This is a genomic window from Gimesia algae (genome assembly GCF_007746795.1).
GTDB classification, from domain to species: Bacteria; Planctomycetota; Planctomycetia; order Planctomycetales; family Planctomycetaceae; genus Gimesia; species Gimesia algae.
In genome coordinates this window covers 3,889,596-3,905,881 of sequence record NZ_CP036343.1, presented here as the reverse complement: position 1 = coordinate 3,905,881, position 16,286 = coordinate 3,889,596, and the positions used below count along the sequence as shown (strand labels likewise).

Genomic DNA, 16,286 nt, shown 5'->3' with positions numbered 1-16,286 from the left:
AGAAACCCTTTTCCGGTTGATAGAATAAACAGGTTTCCCACACATGAATACTAAGACGCAATCGCGTCATGACATATCTGAAGTGAGTATGCACGTCCTCAGCAGTTTTGAAATCATTTCTTTCGAAGTGTGACTCATTTATCTTGTGTTTCTAAACGCCAATTTAGAAGGGGGGAGGAGCGATGGATAAACCAATTCTCGCTAAGGACATTATGGTCACGAAGTTAATTACATTAACTCCGGAAATGGATGTTCTTGATGCTATAGGGATGCTGTTGAATCACCGAATTTCAGGAGCGCCCGTACTGGATGCGGATTATCGAATTCTGGGGGTGTTTTCTGAAAAGTGTTGCATGGATGTGCTGATAAAAGCCAGCTATGAGCAACTTCCCTCATCACAGATCTTTCCATTCATGGATACCCAGGCGCGTTGTATATCGGAAGATACGGATATGCTGACAATCGCCCAGATCTTTCTCAGCACTCCAACCCGCAGGCTGCCTGTGGTGAGTGAGGATCGGACTCTGCTGGGACAGATCAGCCGTCGTGATCTGCTGCAAGCCGGTAATAAGAGCCTGCAGTTTCGTACGAACATTCCTCAAGAGAAAAACCTGCTGTATCTAAGCGGAATTATGAACCGGGAAGAATCTCCGATATCCTGAGCACTTAACAGAAGTGACATGGAAAGACTTAAAGCAAATTACTGAGAAAAACCAGCTGGACCTGATTCAGCTGGTTTTTCTCGTGTCTGTCGGTTTGATTTTATCAGCCGGTCAACTAAAATCAGGCCACTTCCCTTTCCAGGTGTAGAACAGGCCAGTTGCCTGAGCTATGACTCGAATCGGCGTGCCAACCATTATTTGACGATTCTACTCAGCTAAAGCTATCTATTCGAAGGACTTGCAACATGGACCAGACAGAAATTTTACTCGACGCGGAAGAGAGAATGGACAAAGCGGTTCACGTGTTCCAGGGGCAATTGCAGGGCATTCGAACAGGGCGTGCAACCCCCGGTCTGGTCGATTCAGTCCGGGTTGACTATTACGGATCTCCGACCCCCTTAAAACAGATGGCCAATGTCAGCGTGCCGGAACCACAGCAGATTCTGATCCGCCCGTTCGATGCCGGAATGGTCGGCGAAATTGCCAAAGCAATCACCGCCAGTGATATGGGCCTGGCTCCCAATACCGACGGGCGTGTGGTGCGGTTGAATATTCCGCCGCTATCTACAGAACGACGTCGGCAGATGGTATCACGGGTCAAAGAACTGGCGGAAGAAGCCCGGATTTCAATCAGAAATATTCGCCGTGATGCGAACAAACATGCCGATCAGTCAGAAAAAGACAAAGTGATGGGCGAAGACGAACGTGACGATACCAAAGACCAGGTTCAGGAACTGACCAAAAAGTTCGAAGGTAAAGTCAACAGTATGGCGGATGCGAAAGAGAAAGATGTGATGGACGAGTAGTCTTCACAGCATACTGATTTCTCACCGTTCTGTTTTCACCGGTGTAAAATTTTTTCATTCAGGAAAGCCTTGAGTCAATTTGAGGCATTCATTCTCAGTACCCAACTATTCAAATTTTGTAAAATAAGAGACTGGTTCAAGTTTCCATGGCAAAGAAGACAATCGAAAACGTAGACGTTGCAGGCAAAACCGTATTAATGCGTGTGGATTTCAATGTACCATTGAATGATGAACTCAAGATTACCGATGATCGTCGGGTGCGGATGGCGTTGCCTTCCATCAAGTCGGTCATTGACCGTGGCGGCCGCTTGATTCTGATGAGCCATCTCGGACGTCCTACGGGAGAAGCCAGCGATTCCAAATACAGCCTGAAACCCACAGCAACCTGTCTGGGTGAACTGCTGGGGCAGGAAGTTGCCTTCGCGACCGATACCGTCGGCGAAGATGCGAAAGCCAAAGTGGCTGCTCTAGAGGATGGTCAGGTGTTGATTCTGGAAAACCTGCGATTCAATGCCGGGGAGAAAAAAGGAGATGCTGCGTTTGCAGGCGAACTGGCTGCTTTCGCTGATATTTACTGTAACGATGCCTTTGGAACCTGCCACCGCACAGACGCTTCCATGGTGGCTGTACCCGAAGCAATGTCCGGCAAACCCAAGGTCGTCGGCTTCCTGGTCGCCAAGGAAATTCAATATCTGACCGATGTGATTGCCAATCCCGAACGTCCCTTCGTCGCGATTCTGGGGGGAGCAAAAGTCTCAGACAAAATTAAAGTCATCGATAACCTGCTGGGAATTTGCGATAAAGTTCTCATCGGTGGTGCGATGGCTTACACGTTCGCACTGGCTCAAGGCGGAAAAATTGGGGACAGCCTGGTTGAGAAAGATAAGGTCGACCTCGCGAAAGAGTTAATTGCCAAGGGGGGCGATAAACTGATGCTGCCCGTCGACACGCACTGTGGGGATGACTTCAACAGCAACTGTAACAAGCAGGTTGTCAAAGCAGGCGAAATCCCCGATGGATTTGAAGGCCTGGATATCGGACCTGAGACCGCCAAAATCTACTCGGAAACAGTCAAGTCGGCGAAAACGGTTGTCTGGAACGGCCCCATGGGCGTGTTCGAAATGACTCCGTTTGACGCGGGAACCAAAGCGGTTGCCCAGGCGATTGCGGACAGTGATTCGACCAGTATCATTGGCGGGGGAGACAGTGCCGCCGCAGTTCAACAGCTGGGATTTGCCGACCAGGTTTCGCATGTCAGCACCGGCGGTGGTGCCAGCCTGGCGATGCTGGAAGGTCAGGAATTCGCTGCTGTCAATCTACTGGACGAAGCCTGATTCGGTCTAGATTCAAGAAAATCAAAGCACAGTCCATCTTTCGGTGGGCTGTGTTTTTGTTTTGGGAGCAGCAAATCCTCGATACTTCTGTGAAATTCCGTTAAACTGGCAACTGTGATTGACGGGTAGCCTGTTTGTTCGAGTCCTGGTTTCAGCTTCTTATAGAGTGGTGGGATGTGAATTATGAACACAGATTTAATCTCTGCAGAACAGTTGACTGCGTTTCAGCAGGATGGATTTCTGATTGTGGATGCTCTATTCAGTCAGGAAGAAGTGACTCTGTTAGGTCAGATTGGTCGCGCCGACCTGGCCATGCAGCAGGTGACCTTCAGTCGCGCTGATGGAGAAGGGGGCGCGGTCAAACTGAATGTCGAGAACGAAGTCGGCGATGATATTTATGGTGCGATCGCCTCCAGCCACCGTGTCGTAGATCGCATGGAAGCATTGCTGGGCGACGAAGTTTATCACTATCATCACAAGATGATTCAGAAAGAAGCGAAAGTCGGCGGCGCCTGGGCCTGGCATCAGGATTACGGCTACTGGTACAACAATGGCTGTCTGTCTCCTGATATGGGCAGTTGTATGATCGCCGTCGATCGTGCGACGGTGGAAAACGGCTGTCTGCAAGTGCTCAAAGGCAGTCATCTGCTGGGCCGCATCGACCATGGAAAAGTCGGCGATCAGACCGGCGCCGATCCCGAGCGGGTCGAAGCAGCATGCAAACGGCTGGAACTCTTCTACTGCACACTGGAGCCGGGGTCTGCCATCTTTTTTCATTCCAATCTGCTGCATCGTTCTGATCAGAATAAGAGCGAGCATCCGCGGTGGGGTTTCATCTGCTGTTACAATACGCGTCACAACAACCCCTATAAAGAATCGCGTCATCCCCGGTATACGCCTCTGGCAAAACGTGAGGACGCTGATGTACTGCGCGTAGGGCACGCTCAATGGGAACAGATGCAGGCCCATCCCTCGCTCTGAAAATGAATCGACTTTTGAGAAAACTATGGGAGAAGCAACAGATTCCTCAGCCGCTGATCAAAGTCGAAAATCTGCTTTGATCAAGCAGATGGCATACGATTGTGGCTTCGACCTGGCCGGCCTGGCGCCCGCGATCACTCCGGCAGGCTATCACCACTTTCTGGAATGGCTGAATCAAGGCTACGCGGGTGAGATGAGTTATCTCGAACGCCGCAAAGACGCGTACCAGCATCCCGAACATGTGATGAGTTCCGTGCGCAGCGTGCTGATGCTGACATTGAATTACCGCACAGAGGAACCGCCGCCGGTCACCGGTACGGAAGCCAGGGTCTCGCGCTATGCCTGGGGAACTACCGATTACCATAAAGTGATTCGAAAAAAACTGAAGCAGCTCTCTCGGCGGATTCGGGAGGCGTTTCCGGATTGTGAAACGCGGGGCGTTGTGGATACGGCTCCCTTACTGGAACGGGATTTCGCACAGTTGGCCGGCCTGGGCTGGATCGGGAAAAATACGCTGCTGCTCAATAAGTCTGAGGGAAGCTGGTTTTTTCTGGCCGGGCTGCTGTTGAGTGACGAGCTGGATTATGATGAACCGCATCATGCTTCGCATTGCGGTACCTGCACGCGTTGTCTGGATGCCTGTCCGACCGATGCCTTTGTGGAAGGGGGCGTTCTCGATGCGCGAAAGTGCATTTCTTATCTGACCATTGAATTACGCGACCAGCCAATCCCGCAGGAGTTACGCCCCGGTTTAGAGGATTGGGCTTTTGGATGTGACGTCTGTCAGGATGTCTGCCCGTGGAATCGCAAAACTCCTCTGAGCCGCGAAATCGCGTTTCAGCCTGTGGAAACGTATGCACCCCTGGATGCCTGTGAATTATTGACGCTGGATGAAACAGAATATCAGGATCGATTTCGCAGTACCCCGATGTCTCGCTCAGGCAGAGCGGGTTTATTGCGGAATGCGGCGATTGTGCTGGGCAACCGCGGTGATGTGAGTGCCGTGCCTGTGTTGAAAAAGGTGCTCAGTGATGCAGAGCCGTTAATTCGGGGCGCAGCGGCCTGGGCACTGGGAAGGCTGGGAAATGCGGAGATTCAAACCTTTCTGGAAGAACAGTTGTCTGTTGAACTGGAGCCGAGTGTCAGGCAGGAACTGCAACAGGCGATTACGGAAATGGAAACTCGAAGTAAATAAACTGGAAAATGGCTGGGGAAAGTATCAGGCTCTAATGGAAAAAATGGATGACGTATATTACGATCATCTACAGTTGCCGTGATTAAAAACACAAACAGATACCTTATATATAATAGATAACGGGAGTCAAAGATGGGCGATCAACTACTCATCGGCGTGAATGGAGCCGCTGGTCGAATGGGGCAGCGTGTGGCAGTTCTGATCTGTCAGGACCCTGACTTAAAGCTGGGAGCCGCATTAGAATCAGAGAATTCACCGGCTCTGGGGAAAGACGCTGGGGAAGTCGCAGGCATCGGTCCGATCGGGGTCAAGATCCAATCGGAACTGACGGACCGTGTGGATGTGATCATCGACTTCTCCCTGCCAGCCGGTCTGATCAAAATTGCCGGGATCTGTGCCGAACGGCAGATTGGTCTGGTCGCTGCGACGACAGGTCTGACTCCCGAGCAGCGGAATGAAGTTTTGACGGCTTCACAGACCACGCCTCTGATTCTGGCACCTAACATGAGTCTGGCGGTGAACCTGATGATGAAACTGGTTCGCGAAGCCGCTCATTCGCTGAAAAATTCGCCGGGGGGCGTTGATGTGGAAATCATCGAACGTCATCACCGGTTTAAAGAAGATGCCCCCAGCGGAACCGCTTTACATTTCGGTGAAATCGTCGCTGATGAAATGGGCCAGACGGAACACGTTCATGGTCGAGCAGGACGCCCGGGGCCACGACCTGTTTGCGAGATTGGATACCATGCTTTGCGCACTGGAGATAATGTGGGTGAGCATACCATCGTGTTCGGCATGATGGGGGAAACGATCGACCTGACCGTGCGCGGGCATACCCGTGACAGCTATGTTTATGGCGCCTTGACCGCGGCGAAATACCTGGCAGCTCAGAAGCCCGGTCTGTACACAATGGCGGATGTGCTCGGTCTGAATTAGCCTGTGCTTAGCTTCCCCTAGACTGTGTCCAGTTTTACTGTAGCGTCTCCAGGGCCATTTGGACCGAGCATAATAGATTGGGAGACGCTATAGTTAAATGTGATGCGCTCTAGCGTCTTCAGGGCATGTAGGCAGAGTCGCATTCGGCAGAGCCGCCTTGGTATAAGGTGTGCGTAATAGTCACTTATATTGACAGGTCTCCCTGTTTTACCAAGTCTGTGAAATGGTCAAGAGTCCTATACTCTGCAACCGATACAAAAAGAGCGCTGACTGCGTCTCTTTAGAGCAGATAGATAGGGAACTGGTGATTGAATCGCCGACTCTCTGAGGCTCAGGGATTGAGTTCTTATCTGCAGTTACCAGGTTATTCAGCTCTCGAAGGAACGAGTGATGAGTTGGCTTAAGTCTCTCAATTATAAACGTTTTCTGCAATTATTCTCGAAAAGCAGTACTGCGTCAGAGCCCCGTTTTCTGTTCCGCTGGAATCAGACCACGAAGGTTTTTGCCGGTTTGCTGGCGAGTCTCTTTTCGATGATGGCGTTATTGTCATTTTTTGGCTCGCTGGAAGGATCGGAAGAAGATCAGCGACCTGAATTGCTCTCTCCCGTGCTGGGTACCAGTGATGAGCTTTCCATGGAGTTTGGCCTCGATGCGGAATTGCCTTTGCAAGGCCCTGCATTTGCAGAACCAGACGCGAAGAATCCTGTTCAGCAGGATTCGCTGATTCAAACGGTCTCAGTCGATCGGGCACCATCAGCAGGCGCTGATCAGGCTGCGGTCTTGCATGCAGTGGGACAGACATCGGAAAATACCAATGGGCATATTCAGCAGGTTGCTGGAGATCATCCCATCTATGTAACACCCCGAAGATCAGCAGGCATTCAATCCGTTGTACAGGAAAATGAAGCGGTCTGGCTGACAGGGGAAATCGAATCGCTGGAGTAATCTTCGATAAACGAAATGGATTATCGACGTCCTAATATCAATCAATTGAGTGTCAGTACAAACATCCGACACTGAAACATACGCGGGAAACAGAGTTTATGTATCAGAGCTACTGGAATCTGAAAAGTGGTCCCTTTGAAGAAAAGATGGATGCTTCTTTTTTTTACGACAGCAATCCGCATCAGGCTGGCTTGTTAAAGCTCGAATATCTGGTTGAAAACTGCAAAGGTGCCGGTCTGCTGGTCGGCGGGTCTGGCATGGGCAAGTCGTATCTCTGTCACGTGCTGAAAAGTCAGCTGGCTGAAATTTATCAGCCGTTCGTGCATCTCGTCTTTCCGCAGTTGTCACCCATTGAATTGATTTCATATCTGGCAGTCGAACTGGGAGCAGAAGAAGCCGGCATTGAACCCCTGGTTCCTGGCAAAGACCGGATTGTCCGGGCCCTGCATCGTCAGTTGCAGTTATTGTGTGAGCAGGGTTACAAGCCGGTGATTGTCATTGACGAAGCGCATCTGATTGTCGATCAGCGGATCTTCGAAACACTGCATCAGCTGCTCAACTTTCAGCAGACTTCTGACATCGACTTCACGCTGCTGCTGGTGGGCGACCAGTTACTGCTCAGCCATCTGCAACGCTCGTCTCAACTGGATAACCGGATTGCCGTGCGTTGCCTGTTGAAATCGTTTTCGGCAGAAGAAACCCAGAGCTACGTCGAACATCGCCTGGAAGTGGCTGGTCGCTCTGAACCGGTTTTTGCAGCAGAAGCATTTCAGACACTGTTTGAGCTGACACAGGGAAACCCACGGAAGATTAATCGACTCTGCGATCTGGGTCTGCTGGTTGGTTACGCCGATGAACTGTCCCTGATTACGCCCGACGTGCTGGAAGCCGTCGCCGAAGAACTGGTGACGTCGATCCCGGATTAGGCTGTGTCCCGTTTTTACTGTAACGGCTCCAGTCCGATTTGGACCGAGTGTCAGAGCTTGAAAATGAGGATTGCAATGAAAGCGATGGTACTTAAATCATTTGGCGGACCGGAATCGTTCGAACTTTGTGACGTACCCAGGCCCGTGCCGCACTCAGGCCAAGTCCTGGTCCGGGTACATGCAACCTCCATCAATCCGTTGGATTTCCAGGTCCGACGTGGCGATTATCCCGACTTGGTGCAACTGCCTGCCATTACCGGACACGACGTATCTGGCGTTGTCGAAGAAGTCGGGCTGGGTGTGACCACCTTCTCTCCAGGAGACGAAGTCTGGTACACCCCGCAAATATTTGACGGGCCAGGGAGTTATGCCGAGTACCACATTGCTGCCGAAAGCATTATCGGAAAGAAGCCTGCTTCATTGAGCCATCTTGAGGCGGCAAGCCTGACTTTGGTTGGTGGGACTGCGTGGGAAGCACTGGTCGTACGTGCGGCGCTACGAGTGGGGGAAAGCATTCTGGTACACGGCGGCGCGGGAGGAGTTGGTCATGTGGCGATCCAGCTTGCAAAAGCCATGGGAGCGAGGGTGTTTACGACTGTGCGCGAAGTAAACTTTGAGTTCGCACGAAGTTTAGGGGCCGATGTGCTCATCGACTACAAACAGGAGGATTATGTCGACGCCATTATGCGGGAAACGAGTGGTCGCGGAGTCGATGTGGTGTTCGACACCATCGGCGGCAACACATTGTCGCGCAGCCCCGACACGCTCGCGCAACTTGGCCGCGTTGTCACGATCGTGGACATTGCACAGCCACAAAACGTCATTCAGGCCTGGGGCAAGAATGCGAGTTATCACTTCGTTTTCACAAGACAAAACCGTGGCAAACTTGATGAGTTGAGCGCATTGCTAGAGCGCGGTCAACTGCAGCCACACGTGGGCGCAGTCTATTCGCTTGCCGATATTCCGCTCGCCCATGCCCGGCTGGAGAGTCTCAATAACGGTGTTCAAGGAAAGATCGCAATTGCAGTCGACAGTCGGCTTATATCGTAAGACCCTTAAAAAGGGGCAAAGATAAAAAGGTACCATTCGTTCCGTCCACCGTTTCCGTCCTCGTCAGTCTCCGATTCATGTCTGCAGGCTTTCTAACCGGATATCACTGACAGCTGAACCGCCACAGTGATCGCCAGCCGACCGATCCTGCCAGCAAACATCTGCACCTATGGAGCAATCAGCCATTGCCCAACGAATCCCGCTCAGGTGGAACGATATTCGCATCATGTTGCAGTGATACTCCACGAGGCCGCATGGGCGGACCCGTTCACTGAAACTGCAGGGGATTTACCGATGACTGATTCCGAAACACATACCAGCAATGCGAGTCGAACTCTCGCCTATGAATGCCCTCACTGCGGAGCGACCAATACAGTCGATCCCGCTGCGATTGGCGAGCTCGTCACGTGTGCGAAGGACAATTGTGGTCAGGTCTTCAAGATTGATGCCCCGGCCGGTCACCTGCTTCGGGACGACGATCCAAAGGTGGTCGCGGCGCGGGCGCATCATCAGGATACCACGGTGTCTCAGACTGAGCAGGAACTTTGCACCGTGCACCCGGCGATATTCGGCAATCATCCGTTCTCGTTTCTTGGGTGTCTGCTGGTTGTCATTGGGGGTATTGTCGGGGCGGTGATGTGGCGGGACGAGTTGATCCTGTTGTATTCCGGATTGACTCTCGCCGTAGCTGGTGCTTTAATTCTGTCGTATTGGTGGCTTCAGACCCGGTTCCGATCCGTGACCGTGACTTCAAAACGAACACTCTACACTCAGGGTATCTTTTCCAGACAAACGAGCGAAGTGCAGCACGATGACGTCCGCAACATGCAGGTGAATCAGAGTTTCTTCGATCGTCTGGCTGGCGTCGGACACCTGGCAATCTCCAGCTCCGGCCAGGATGACATGGAGATCGACGTTCGCGGACTGAAGTCACCACAGCGGGTGATCGACATCATTCGCGAATATCAGTAAATAGAAAAAGGTGTCAGGAACCTTTTATCGATCAGAAGGGCTGGATTCAGTGAAGTATTATTGGCTAACTCCCAAGGATCAAAGAAGGAACAATTGGATTCTTCACTGCGAGACCGCATTCGGGGTCTCACTTCGGACAAAATACGCTGATTTGCAATGCACCAAATGTCGCAAGGTGGATGAATTGGCGGCGATCGAACGTGGAATCGATGCGGATGTTAGCATTTATAGTAAATCTGACTTCCTAACCAGTGACGATGGTTTCGTAGCTGTTTCGAAACGCTTCCGCGACTCACTCGCCTCACACAATGTTTCCAATATTTCGTTCGTTTCAATTCCAGCGTCAGACAACTACTTCATCATGCTGCCTAATGCCTTTGCGGCGATTGTAAGCGACAACGTTGGGATGGAGTTCCACAGAAAATGCGCTACGTGTGGTCGATTCCGCGAAACATGTTTTTTCCCCGTATTGGAGTCGTTTGTGGTTAATCCAGATCCACTTGCATTAAATGTACCGGACGTAAATCAAGAGAACACACGCGGTCGCCAGTTTTGGTTTTGTGGGTCGAATGAACTTGTATCCGTGCTCAAGCCGCAAAAACTCAAAGGGCTGGAATTCACAGAGGCATATTAACAAAAACGCAGATAACCAAGCTATGAACACGGAGCCGCCGACAGCGTGTTTTGCCAATGGAGAGTCGTTCGCGACGGACAGAAAAAGGTGTCAGGAACCATAAATTGACATTGATCATGGAAAGCATAAAGGGGAGAGGGTTCAATAAAAAAAGTCCTGACCCAGTAATGCGATTATGCGTTCTGTTTCCGGTCACATCACTTTTGATGTTGAAGCGCGAATGCACTGCCAGTGAATGCTGGTTTCATTTGTCGATTGACCGGCATAAAAGATAACCAGAAGTTCATTGTCAGGCAACAACGCTGTCGCAGGCAAACCAACAGCGAAATTGGACATCTCCTCCCAGGCAGCAAGCATGTCGCCTGGTCGCATCAAATTATGGGATGCTCCCTGCGAATAGAGTATTATTTCACTCTCAACTGGCCAATGATGTCCGCCATCTTTGCTGGTGCGAAGCTTGATAGTGGGGGTTTCTGTGCGATCTACATAAACCATCACAAGCTGACCATCTGATAAACGCACTGGTGCTGCCGGCTGACCAGGAACGTCAGTATCCCAAAACGTCGACCAATCGTCATAACTGGTTTCAGTCTTTCGTGCGTGTATATTGAGATATTCGCCAGTCTCTCGATCAAACGTCCAGAATAAATCTAACAGGTCATTTTCGCCGACCAGTGCGGGGCGTTGATCCCAGTAAAATATCCTCAATGCCGGGTCATCACTGGTGACAATGTGATTTGACCAGGTGTGACCATCATTGTCAGAAAGCAGCAGGATCGAACGATGATGCCAGGGTGTCTTGTCGAAATAGGGCTTATTGAGTTCAAGTTGAATCGCCAGCAGGCTGCGGTCCTCTGCATCACGGAATTGAAGAATCGGTCCTGTCAACGGCGTAGGAAGATGGTCGAACTCACTACTGACAAAGGTCGGCGACGACCAGGTCAGGCCATCATCTTTTGATCGACTCAGACAAATTCGAGTATCGAGTAACCCCTCCGTCTCTTCATTGAAAAATGCTCGTGAGGGATCACGAGCATCGACCCAGCAGAGTGCTGCGATGAGTGTGCCATCATTCAAGGCCGTAAGATAGGCAGCGCGAAAACTGCCTGGAGTCAGTTTGTCAAACTGAGGTGGTTCAAAAGGCCTTATCGGCTCTGACCAGCTGGCCCCTCTATCATCAGACCAGCAAAGCAGCGGGTGTTGGCCTGACAGGCCACTTTTTTCAGGCGCAGCCCGAAAACTCACCAACCAGCGTCCTGTCGTGGAAACGCATACGCCGGGGAATGCGCAACTTTGTCGGTCAGTTCCAATATGAGACGGATAGACAATTCCTTGATCGATAATCTGCATGGTAAAGTTTCTCACGATCCTGAACTCCAAGATGAAAAACAATCAGACATGGAACCAATTCCTTTACACTTCTTGACAACATCCAAGACAGTCGCTGCCCCCTTTAATCTCTCCTGGCACTCGGCTCACTTTAAGGCTTTTCAGGCGGAGGTTTAATCTCAGTTGCCGGTGTTTCTGTTGAGGTATTTGCTTCAATGATCGCTGCGGAAGCTGATTGGGTTTGTGACTCTTTCGCTGGTTCCGATTCGATTATTTTTTTACCTTTGAGCAGGCTCTTTGCTGTATTCCACCAGGCCACCATGTGCAAAATCACCATCACCGTTCCGGCGATCAGGAAGAACCACAATCCGAGAAACGATAACCACTCTTGAAGGTCTTTAGATGTAATTTGATCCCGCCACTTACACCATTTACCTTCATATAAATCTAATAACAGGTAATCCCACAGAAGAAACAGACCAAGCAAAAAGGCAGAAAGCACCATGGGAACATCAGCCAGAGTCAACCACCCCAACTTCTTCCTTAGATCCCATTTTTTATCTTCTGTCTTTTGATCATTCCCGGACAAATCTTGAATTTTTTGAATTGCGATCAGTCTAATGGCAGAAAGATAAGCAGATAAAGTGACGGCTAACCCAAAGATCGCCAGCAGGCTACTTGTCTCAGTAATCATGATTCAACTCCTCTCGACTGTGATCAGGGTCAAATGAAAAATTACGCTGACAGAATGGCTGAAGAACCATTCGTCAGACTCCATTCGAGAGTGCCTGCAAAGGCCAGTTTAACAGATGATTTCTTTTGTCGAAAGTAGTTATTTGATTTCTGCTGCTCAAACAAATCACTTCCAGGGACAGAGAAAAGGGGATAGGAACCTATCGATGGCGGTTTGGTCGAATTAGAAAGCGGTTCCTGGTATCTCGGGTACGAGCGACATTGGACCAGGCAGGCCGGTTTTTCCGTCCGGACGTTTTTTTCGGAATTTATTTGTAAGAAACCGCACGCTCAAGTTACTAATACTATTGGAAAGCGGTTTTCCTTACCTGACGAAGGTAGTCTCTGTGCGGGAACTGGTTTGATGAGCATGGCTTCTCTGTCAGGCAGGTGTTTACGCCCTCACAGCAAGGATGGGTGAGGATCATTTTACTTTTGCGGGGATACGAAGATGAACGCTCAGCGCTGTACCTTAATCCTGCTGTTACTGGTTGTAAATCTTTGGGTAGCACTGCCGACTGCGTTGTCGCAGAATCTGACAGATGAATGGGTTACGCAAGCGGCTGAGCCGTTGATTGAAAAGCGAGTTGTCGACGGGCTTTCGATCGGTTACATCGAAGGCAAGCACTCCGGAATGGTGCACCTGGGAAGCGCGAGCCGCGCCGGCAAAAAAGCTGATGACCTGACTGTTTATGAGTTAGGATCAATCAGCAAGGTCTTCACAGGCTTAATGCTGGCCGACGCGGTCGTACGGGGTGAAATTGATTTGAATGCGGCAGTGGACGTAACCAATCCGACTGGGATTCGGTTGCCGTCGCGTGACGGGCGGTCGATCAAGTGGATTGATCTGAGTACCCACCGGGCAGGGCTGCCACGGCTCCCCGGTAATCTACAGCCAACCGATTTGACGAATCCGTATCGTGATTACGATTCAAAAAAGGCAGCGGCGTTTCTGAATCAATACCCACTGCCTCGCTCGCCTGGTGCCTCGCAGGAATACTCCAATCTTGGCGCGTCGGTGCTTGGATATCTGGTCGCGCAGCAGGCTGGCCTGTCCTATCAACAGTTGCTGCGGAAGCGAATTGCCAAGCCACTGCAAATGACCGACTGCAGCGTTTCACTAAGCCAGGATCAAACGGCGCGGCTCGCCACGCCGCATGACAGGTTCGGCTCAGCTACACAACCCTGGACGTTTTCGGACCTGCCGGGTGCCGGCGGAATTCACGCCACGATGCGCGACATGCTGCGTTTCGCACAGGCGCAATTAACTCCGCCAGCGGGAAAAACTGGCGAAGCAATTGAGTTGGCCTGGAAACAACAGCGCGACGCGGACGCATCGGGGCCGGCGATGGGACTGGGCTGGGTGATTGCCGGCGATGGGCAGACTCGCTGGCACAACGGTCAGACCGGTGGATCACATTCGGCACTCTTCATCAATCGTAAATTAAACTGTGCCGTGATTGTGTTGTGTAATACAGCCGTACTCAAAGAAGTTGATCAACTGGCGATGCAGCTGGTACTGAAAGCAGCCGGTCAGGAAATCAAATCGGAACCAGGTAAAACTTCAGCTTCTGAATCGAATGACCTTGCCATTGATGCGAAACATCGTCGCCGGTTGGTGGGTCGGTATCAATTGACGCCGAACTTCATTTTTACTGTCAGTGATCGTGATGGGCACCTGATGGTTGCGATTACCAATCAACCGACCCAGGAGGTCTTTCCCGATTCTCCTGCGCGGTGGTCCTACCGTAGCGTCGACGCCACATTGGAATTTAATCTGAGCAAAACGGGGCCCGCAAAAAGCTTGATTCTACATCAAAATGGCGCGAAGCAGACGGCCTATCGAATTAAGTGAGCGATCTATGCGTTGGCTGTGAGCCTGATCGCTTTGACCGTCAGCTAGACTGTGTCCAGTTTTACTGTAGCGTCTCCAGGGCCATTTGGACCGAGTATACTAGGTTGAGAGACGCTATGGTTAAATGTGATGCGCTCTAGAGGGTATCCGAAAACTAAGAAAAGGGTGAACAGTCTGGCCTGAGATTTGCATGATTCTGCTCTCTGAAAGGAGGCTTTATCATGCCCACACGATCCCGTACAGAGCTAAGCCGGCTCGTCGACACGGGATCCAGGACGGACCCAACTGTAGAATTAACCGATAAACAATGGAGTTTAATTGAGGATTTATTCCCTTGGGAACCTCCGGCGCCCCAGGGTGGACGTCCCAAAGCAAAACCCAGAGCCTGTTTCAATGGTATAATGTGGATACTTCGGACAGGAGCCCGCTGGAAAGATTTACCAGAGAGGTATCCTCCAAAATCGACCTGTCACGACCGTTTGAAGGAATGGTCGGAGTCAGGTCTGTTCGATCAAGCATTAGAACGATTATTGAGAGCCTTGGAAGAATCGGAGATATTAGACCTGACAGAAACCTTTGCCGATGGCACATTTGCTTCGGCAAAAAAAGGGGTAAACAGGTTGGACCGACACGCCGTGGCAAAGGAACTAAGATTATGATTTGCGTGGACGCCCAGGGGATTCCCCTAGCAGTCGAGACGGAATCAGCCAACCGTAATGAAGCAATTCTGGTCGAACCGTTGATTGCAAAAATGACATTGAAAAAACGACATCCTCAGCGATTGATTTACGATAAAGCGGGAGATTCACAAAAATTGCGAGACTGTTTGGCTGAGCAGAATATCGATTTTATTTGTCCCCACCGGGACATCAAAAACCGAAAGCAGAAAAGCCAAGATGGTCGCAAGCTCCGACGTTACAAGCGACGTTGGATTGTTGAGAGGACGATCTCCTGGTTACATAATTATCGGCGAGTGGTGACACGATGGGAGTACCACAATCACCTTTACACAGGCTTTGTAAAGCTGGCCTGCCTGTTCACCATTATTAAACGGTTTTCGGACCACCTCTAGCGGGAGCGAGGCATCTTGCAGCATTGATCGTATTAAAAGAGAAAACGATGCTGCATTCACGCGGGAAGATGATATAAATGGTATAGGACCTTCCTTGGTCAAATGTCTTCACACACCACCCAAGAACGGCCCTGCCAGAACGCAGCATAATGCCAGGAGACGTTTTGCCAAACACAATTTCCAGCGAACTGGCAAAAAATAAGAAAATTAAAAACGTGACGGCGTCACGAAAGAATCGTTGTCCAAATACAAATCAAAAAAACAGCGGCAGTGCCATTCGTACAGACCCCTTTATTGTTCCCCTAAATAGGTGTAAGTGATGAGTGATGATATCGATCTTCCACAAAAAGAGCCTTGGGACATACGTCTAGAACAATGGGAAAAGCGAAGTCGGCGGAACAAAGTGATCGGGTTTTTGATCTTGCTTTTGGTTCTTGGTTTTGGTTACTGGGAATTTGAAAAAGAGAGAAGTGAGGCTGCAGCGTTTGCACATGACCTCGTCCAGATAAACGAACTAAAGGTCTTATTTATTGACCTCATTGATTTAACAGGAAATCAAAATGGGGGAGAAGTGACAGTCACCTTCAGGGAAGAAACAGTGCTTCTCAAAGGTCCGGAAATCCTGGCTTACTTGACGAAACCAAACTCTAAAGGAAAGCATGCAACCCTATTTAGATATGGAAGCGTCTCTACTTTATCACCGAAAGAGCTTGAAGAAAAATTGAAAGGACACACGGTCGCTGAAACACTGATACCAAAGTCCCCGGAAGACTAACACCAAACAAACAAAGCCGCAGCTAATTTAGTAGAGAAGTGTTTAGAAAAAGAGGGTAGGGATTTTTGAATTAGGTTTAGCC

General features: G+C 50.4%; 17 protein-coding genes. 15 read left to right on the top strand and 2 right to left on the bottom strand.

Features of this window, described 5'->3' with window-relative positions; translation table 11 throughout:
* The first annotated feature begins 182 nt into the window (after window positions 1-182).
* The 11 genes from Pan161_RS14390 (at window position 183) to Pan161_RS14340 (ending at window position 10,441) form a co-directional block, all read left to right on the top strand.
* A complete protein-coding gene (locus tag Pan161_RS14390; RefSeq protein WP_145228119.1) occupies window positions 183-662 on the top strand; it encodes a CBS domain-containing protein in 480 nt (159 codons plus the stop codon).
* Between the two features lie 245 nt (window positions 663-907).
* Window positions 908-1,468, top strand: coding sequence for a ribosome recycling factor (gene frr, locus Pan161_RS14385; protein WP_145228117.1), 561 nt, complete (start codon window positions 908-910; stop codon window positions 1,466-1,468).
* A gap of 146 nt (window positions 1,469-1,614) precedes the next feature.
* Window positions 1,615-2,802 (top strand): phosphoglycerate kinase, encoded by a 1,188-nt coding sequence (locus Pan161_RS14380; RefSeq protein ID WP_145228115.1) that lies wholly within the window; start codon window positions 1,615-1,617, stop codon window positions 2,800-2,802.
* Window positions 2,803-2,985: 183 nt separating this feature from the next.
* Window positions 2,986-3,783 carry a phytanoyl-CoA dioxygenase family protein gene (locus tag Pan161_RS14375; protein ID WP_145228113.1) on the top strand — a complete coding sequence of 266 codons (798 nt, stop codon included), beginning with the start codon at window positions 2,986-2,988 and terminating at the stop codon, window positions 3,781-3,783.
* 25 nt (window positions 3,784-3,808) lie between these two features.
* A complete protein-coding gene (gene queG, locus Pan161_RS14370; protein WP_145228111.1) occupies window positions 3,809-4,978 on the top strand; it encodes a tRNA epoxyqueuosine(34) reductase QueG in 1,170 nt (389 codons plus the stop codon).
* 132 nt (window positions 4,979-5,110) lie between these two features.
* Complete coding sequence (gene dapB / locus Pan161_RS14365; protein ID WP_145228109.1) at window positions 5,111-5,914, top strand: 4-hydroxy-tetrahydrodipicolinate reductase; 804 nt, start codon at window positions 5,111-5,113, stop codon at window positions 5,912-5,914.
* A gap of 390 nt (window positions 5,915-6,304) precedes the next feature.
* Window positions 6,305-6,859: a hypothetical protein gene (locus Pan161_RS14360; protein ID WP_145228107.1), complete on the top strand. Its 555-nt coding sequence runs from the start codon at window positions 6,305-6,307 to the stop codon at window positions 6,857-6,859.
* A 98-nt stretch (window positions 6,860-6,957) separates the two neighbouring features.
* Window positions 6,958-7,785 (top strand): ExeA family protein, encoded by an 828-nt coding sequence (locus Pan161_RS14355; RefSeq protein WP_145228105.1) that lies wholly within the window; start codon window positions 6,958-6,960, stop codon window positions 7,783-7,785.
* 75 nt (window positions 7,786-7,860) lie between these two features.
* On the top strand, window positions 7,861-8,835 hold the full coding sequence (locus Pan161_RS14350; protein WP_145228103.1) for a zinc-dependent alcohol dehydrogenase family protein: 975 nt from the start codon (window positions 7,861-7,863) through the stop codon (window positions 8,833-8,835).
* Between the two features lie 294 nt (window positions 8,836-9,129).
* Window positions 9,130-9,807 (top strand): PH domain-containing protein, encoded by a 678-nt coding sequence (locus Pan161_RS14345; RefSeq protein ID WP_145228101.1) that lies wholly within the window; start codon window positions 9,130-9,132, stop codon window positions 9,805-9,807.
* A 184-nt stretch (window positions 9,808-9,991) separates the two neighbouring features.
* Complete coding sequence (locus Pan161_RS14340) at window positions 9,992-10,441, top strand: hypothetical protein (protein WP_145228099.1); 450 nt, start codon at window positions 9,992-9,994, stop codon at window positions 10,439-10,441.
* Between the two features lie 192 nt (window positions 10,442-10,633).
* Here the strand turns inward: Pan161_RS14340 and Pan161_RS14335 are convergent, their stop codons facing one another.
* Together Pan161_RS14335 and Pan161_RS14330 are read right to left on the bottom strand one after the other, a co-directional pair.
* Complete coding sequence (locus Pan161_RS14335) at window positions 10,634-11,686, bottom strand: sialidase family protein (RefSeq protein ID WP_197995871.1); 1,053 nt, start codon at window positions 11,684-11,686, stop codon at window positions 10,634-10,636.
* A gap of 235 nt (window positions 11,687-11,921) precedes the next feature.
* Entirely contained in the window at window positions 11,922-12,464 is a 543-nt protein-coding gene (locus Pan161_RS14330; RefSeq protein ID WP_145228095.1) for a hypothetical protein, read from the bottom strand.
* Between the two features lie 489 nt (window positions 12,465-12,953).
* On the opposite strand from Pan161_RS14330, the gene Pan161_RS14325 reads away from it, so the two are divergent.
* The 4 genes from Pan161_RS14325 (at window position 12,954) to Pan161_RS14310 (ending at window position 16,204) form a co-directional block, all read left to right on the top strand.
* Window positions 12,954-14,357: a serine hydrolase gene (locus Pan161_RS14325; RefSeq protein WP_145228093.1), complete on the top strand. Its 1,404-nt coding sequence runs from the start codon at window positions 12,954-12,956 to the stop codon at window positions 14,355-14,357.
* A gap of 221 nt (window positions 14,358-14,578) precedes the next feature.
* Window positions 14,579-15,016, top strand: coding sequence for a transposase (locus Pan161_RS14320; protein WP_145226021.1), 438 nt, complete (start codon window positions 14,579-14,581; stop codon window positions 15,014-15,016).
* Entirely contained in the window at window positions 15,013-15,429 is a 417-nt protein-coding gene (locus Pan161_RS14315) for a transposase (protein ID WP_197995936.1), read from the top strand. The genes Pan161_RS14320 and Pan161_RS14315 overlap by 4 nt, the downstream gene beginning before the upstream one ends.
* Before the next feature lie 319 nt (window positions 15,430-15,748).
* Complete coding sequence (locus Pan161_RS14310; RefSeq protein ID WP_145228091.1) at window positions 15,749-16,204, top strand: hypothetical protein; 456 nt, start codon at window positions 15,749-15,751, stop codon at window positions 16,202-16,204.
* The last annotated feature ends 82 nt before the right edge of the window (window positions 16,205-16,286 follow it).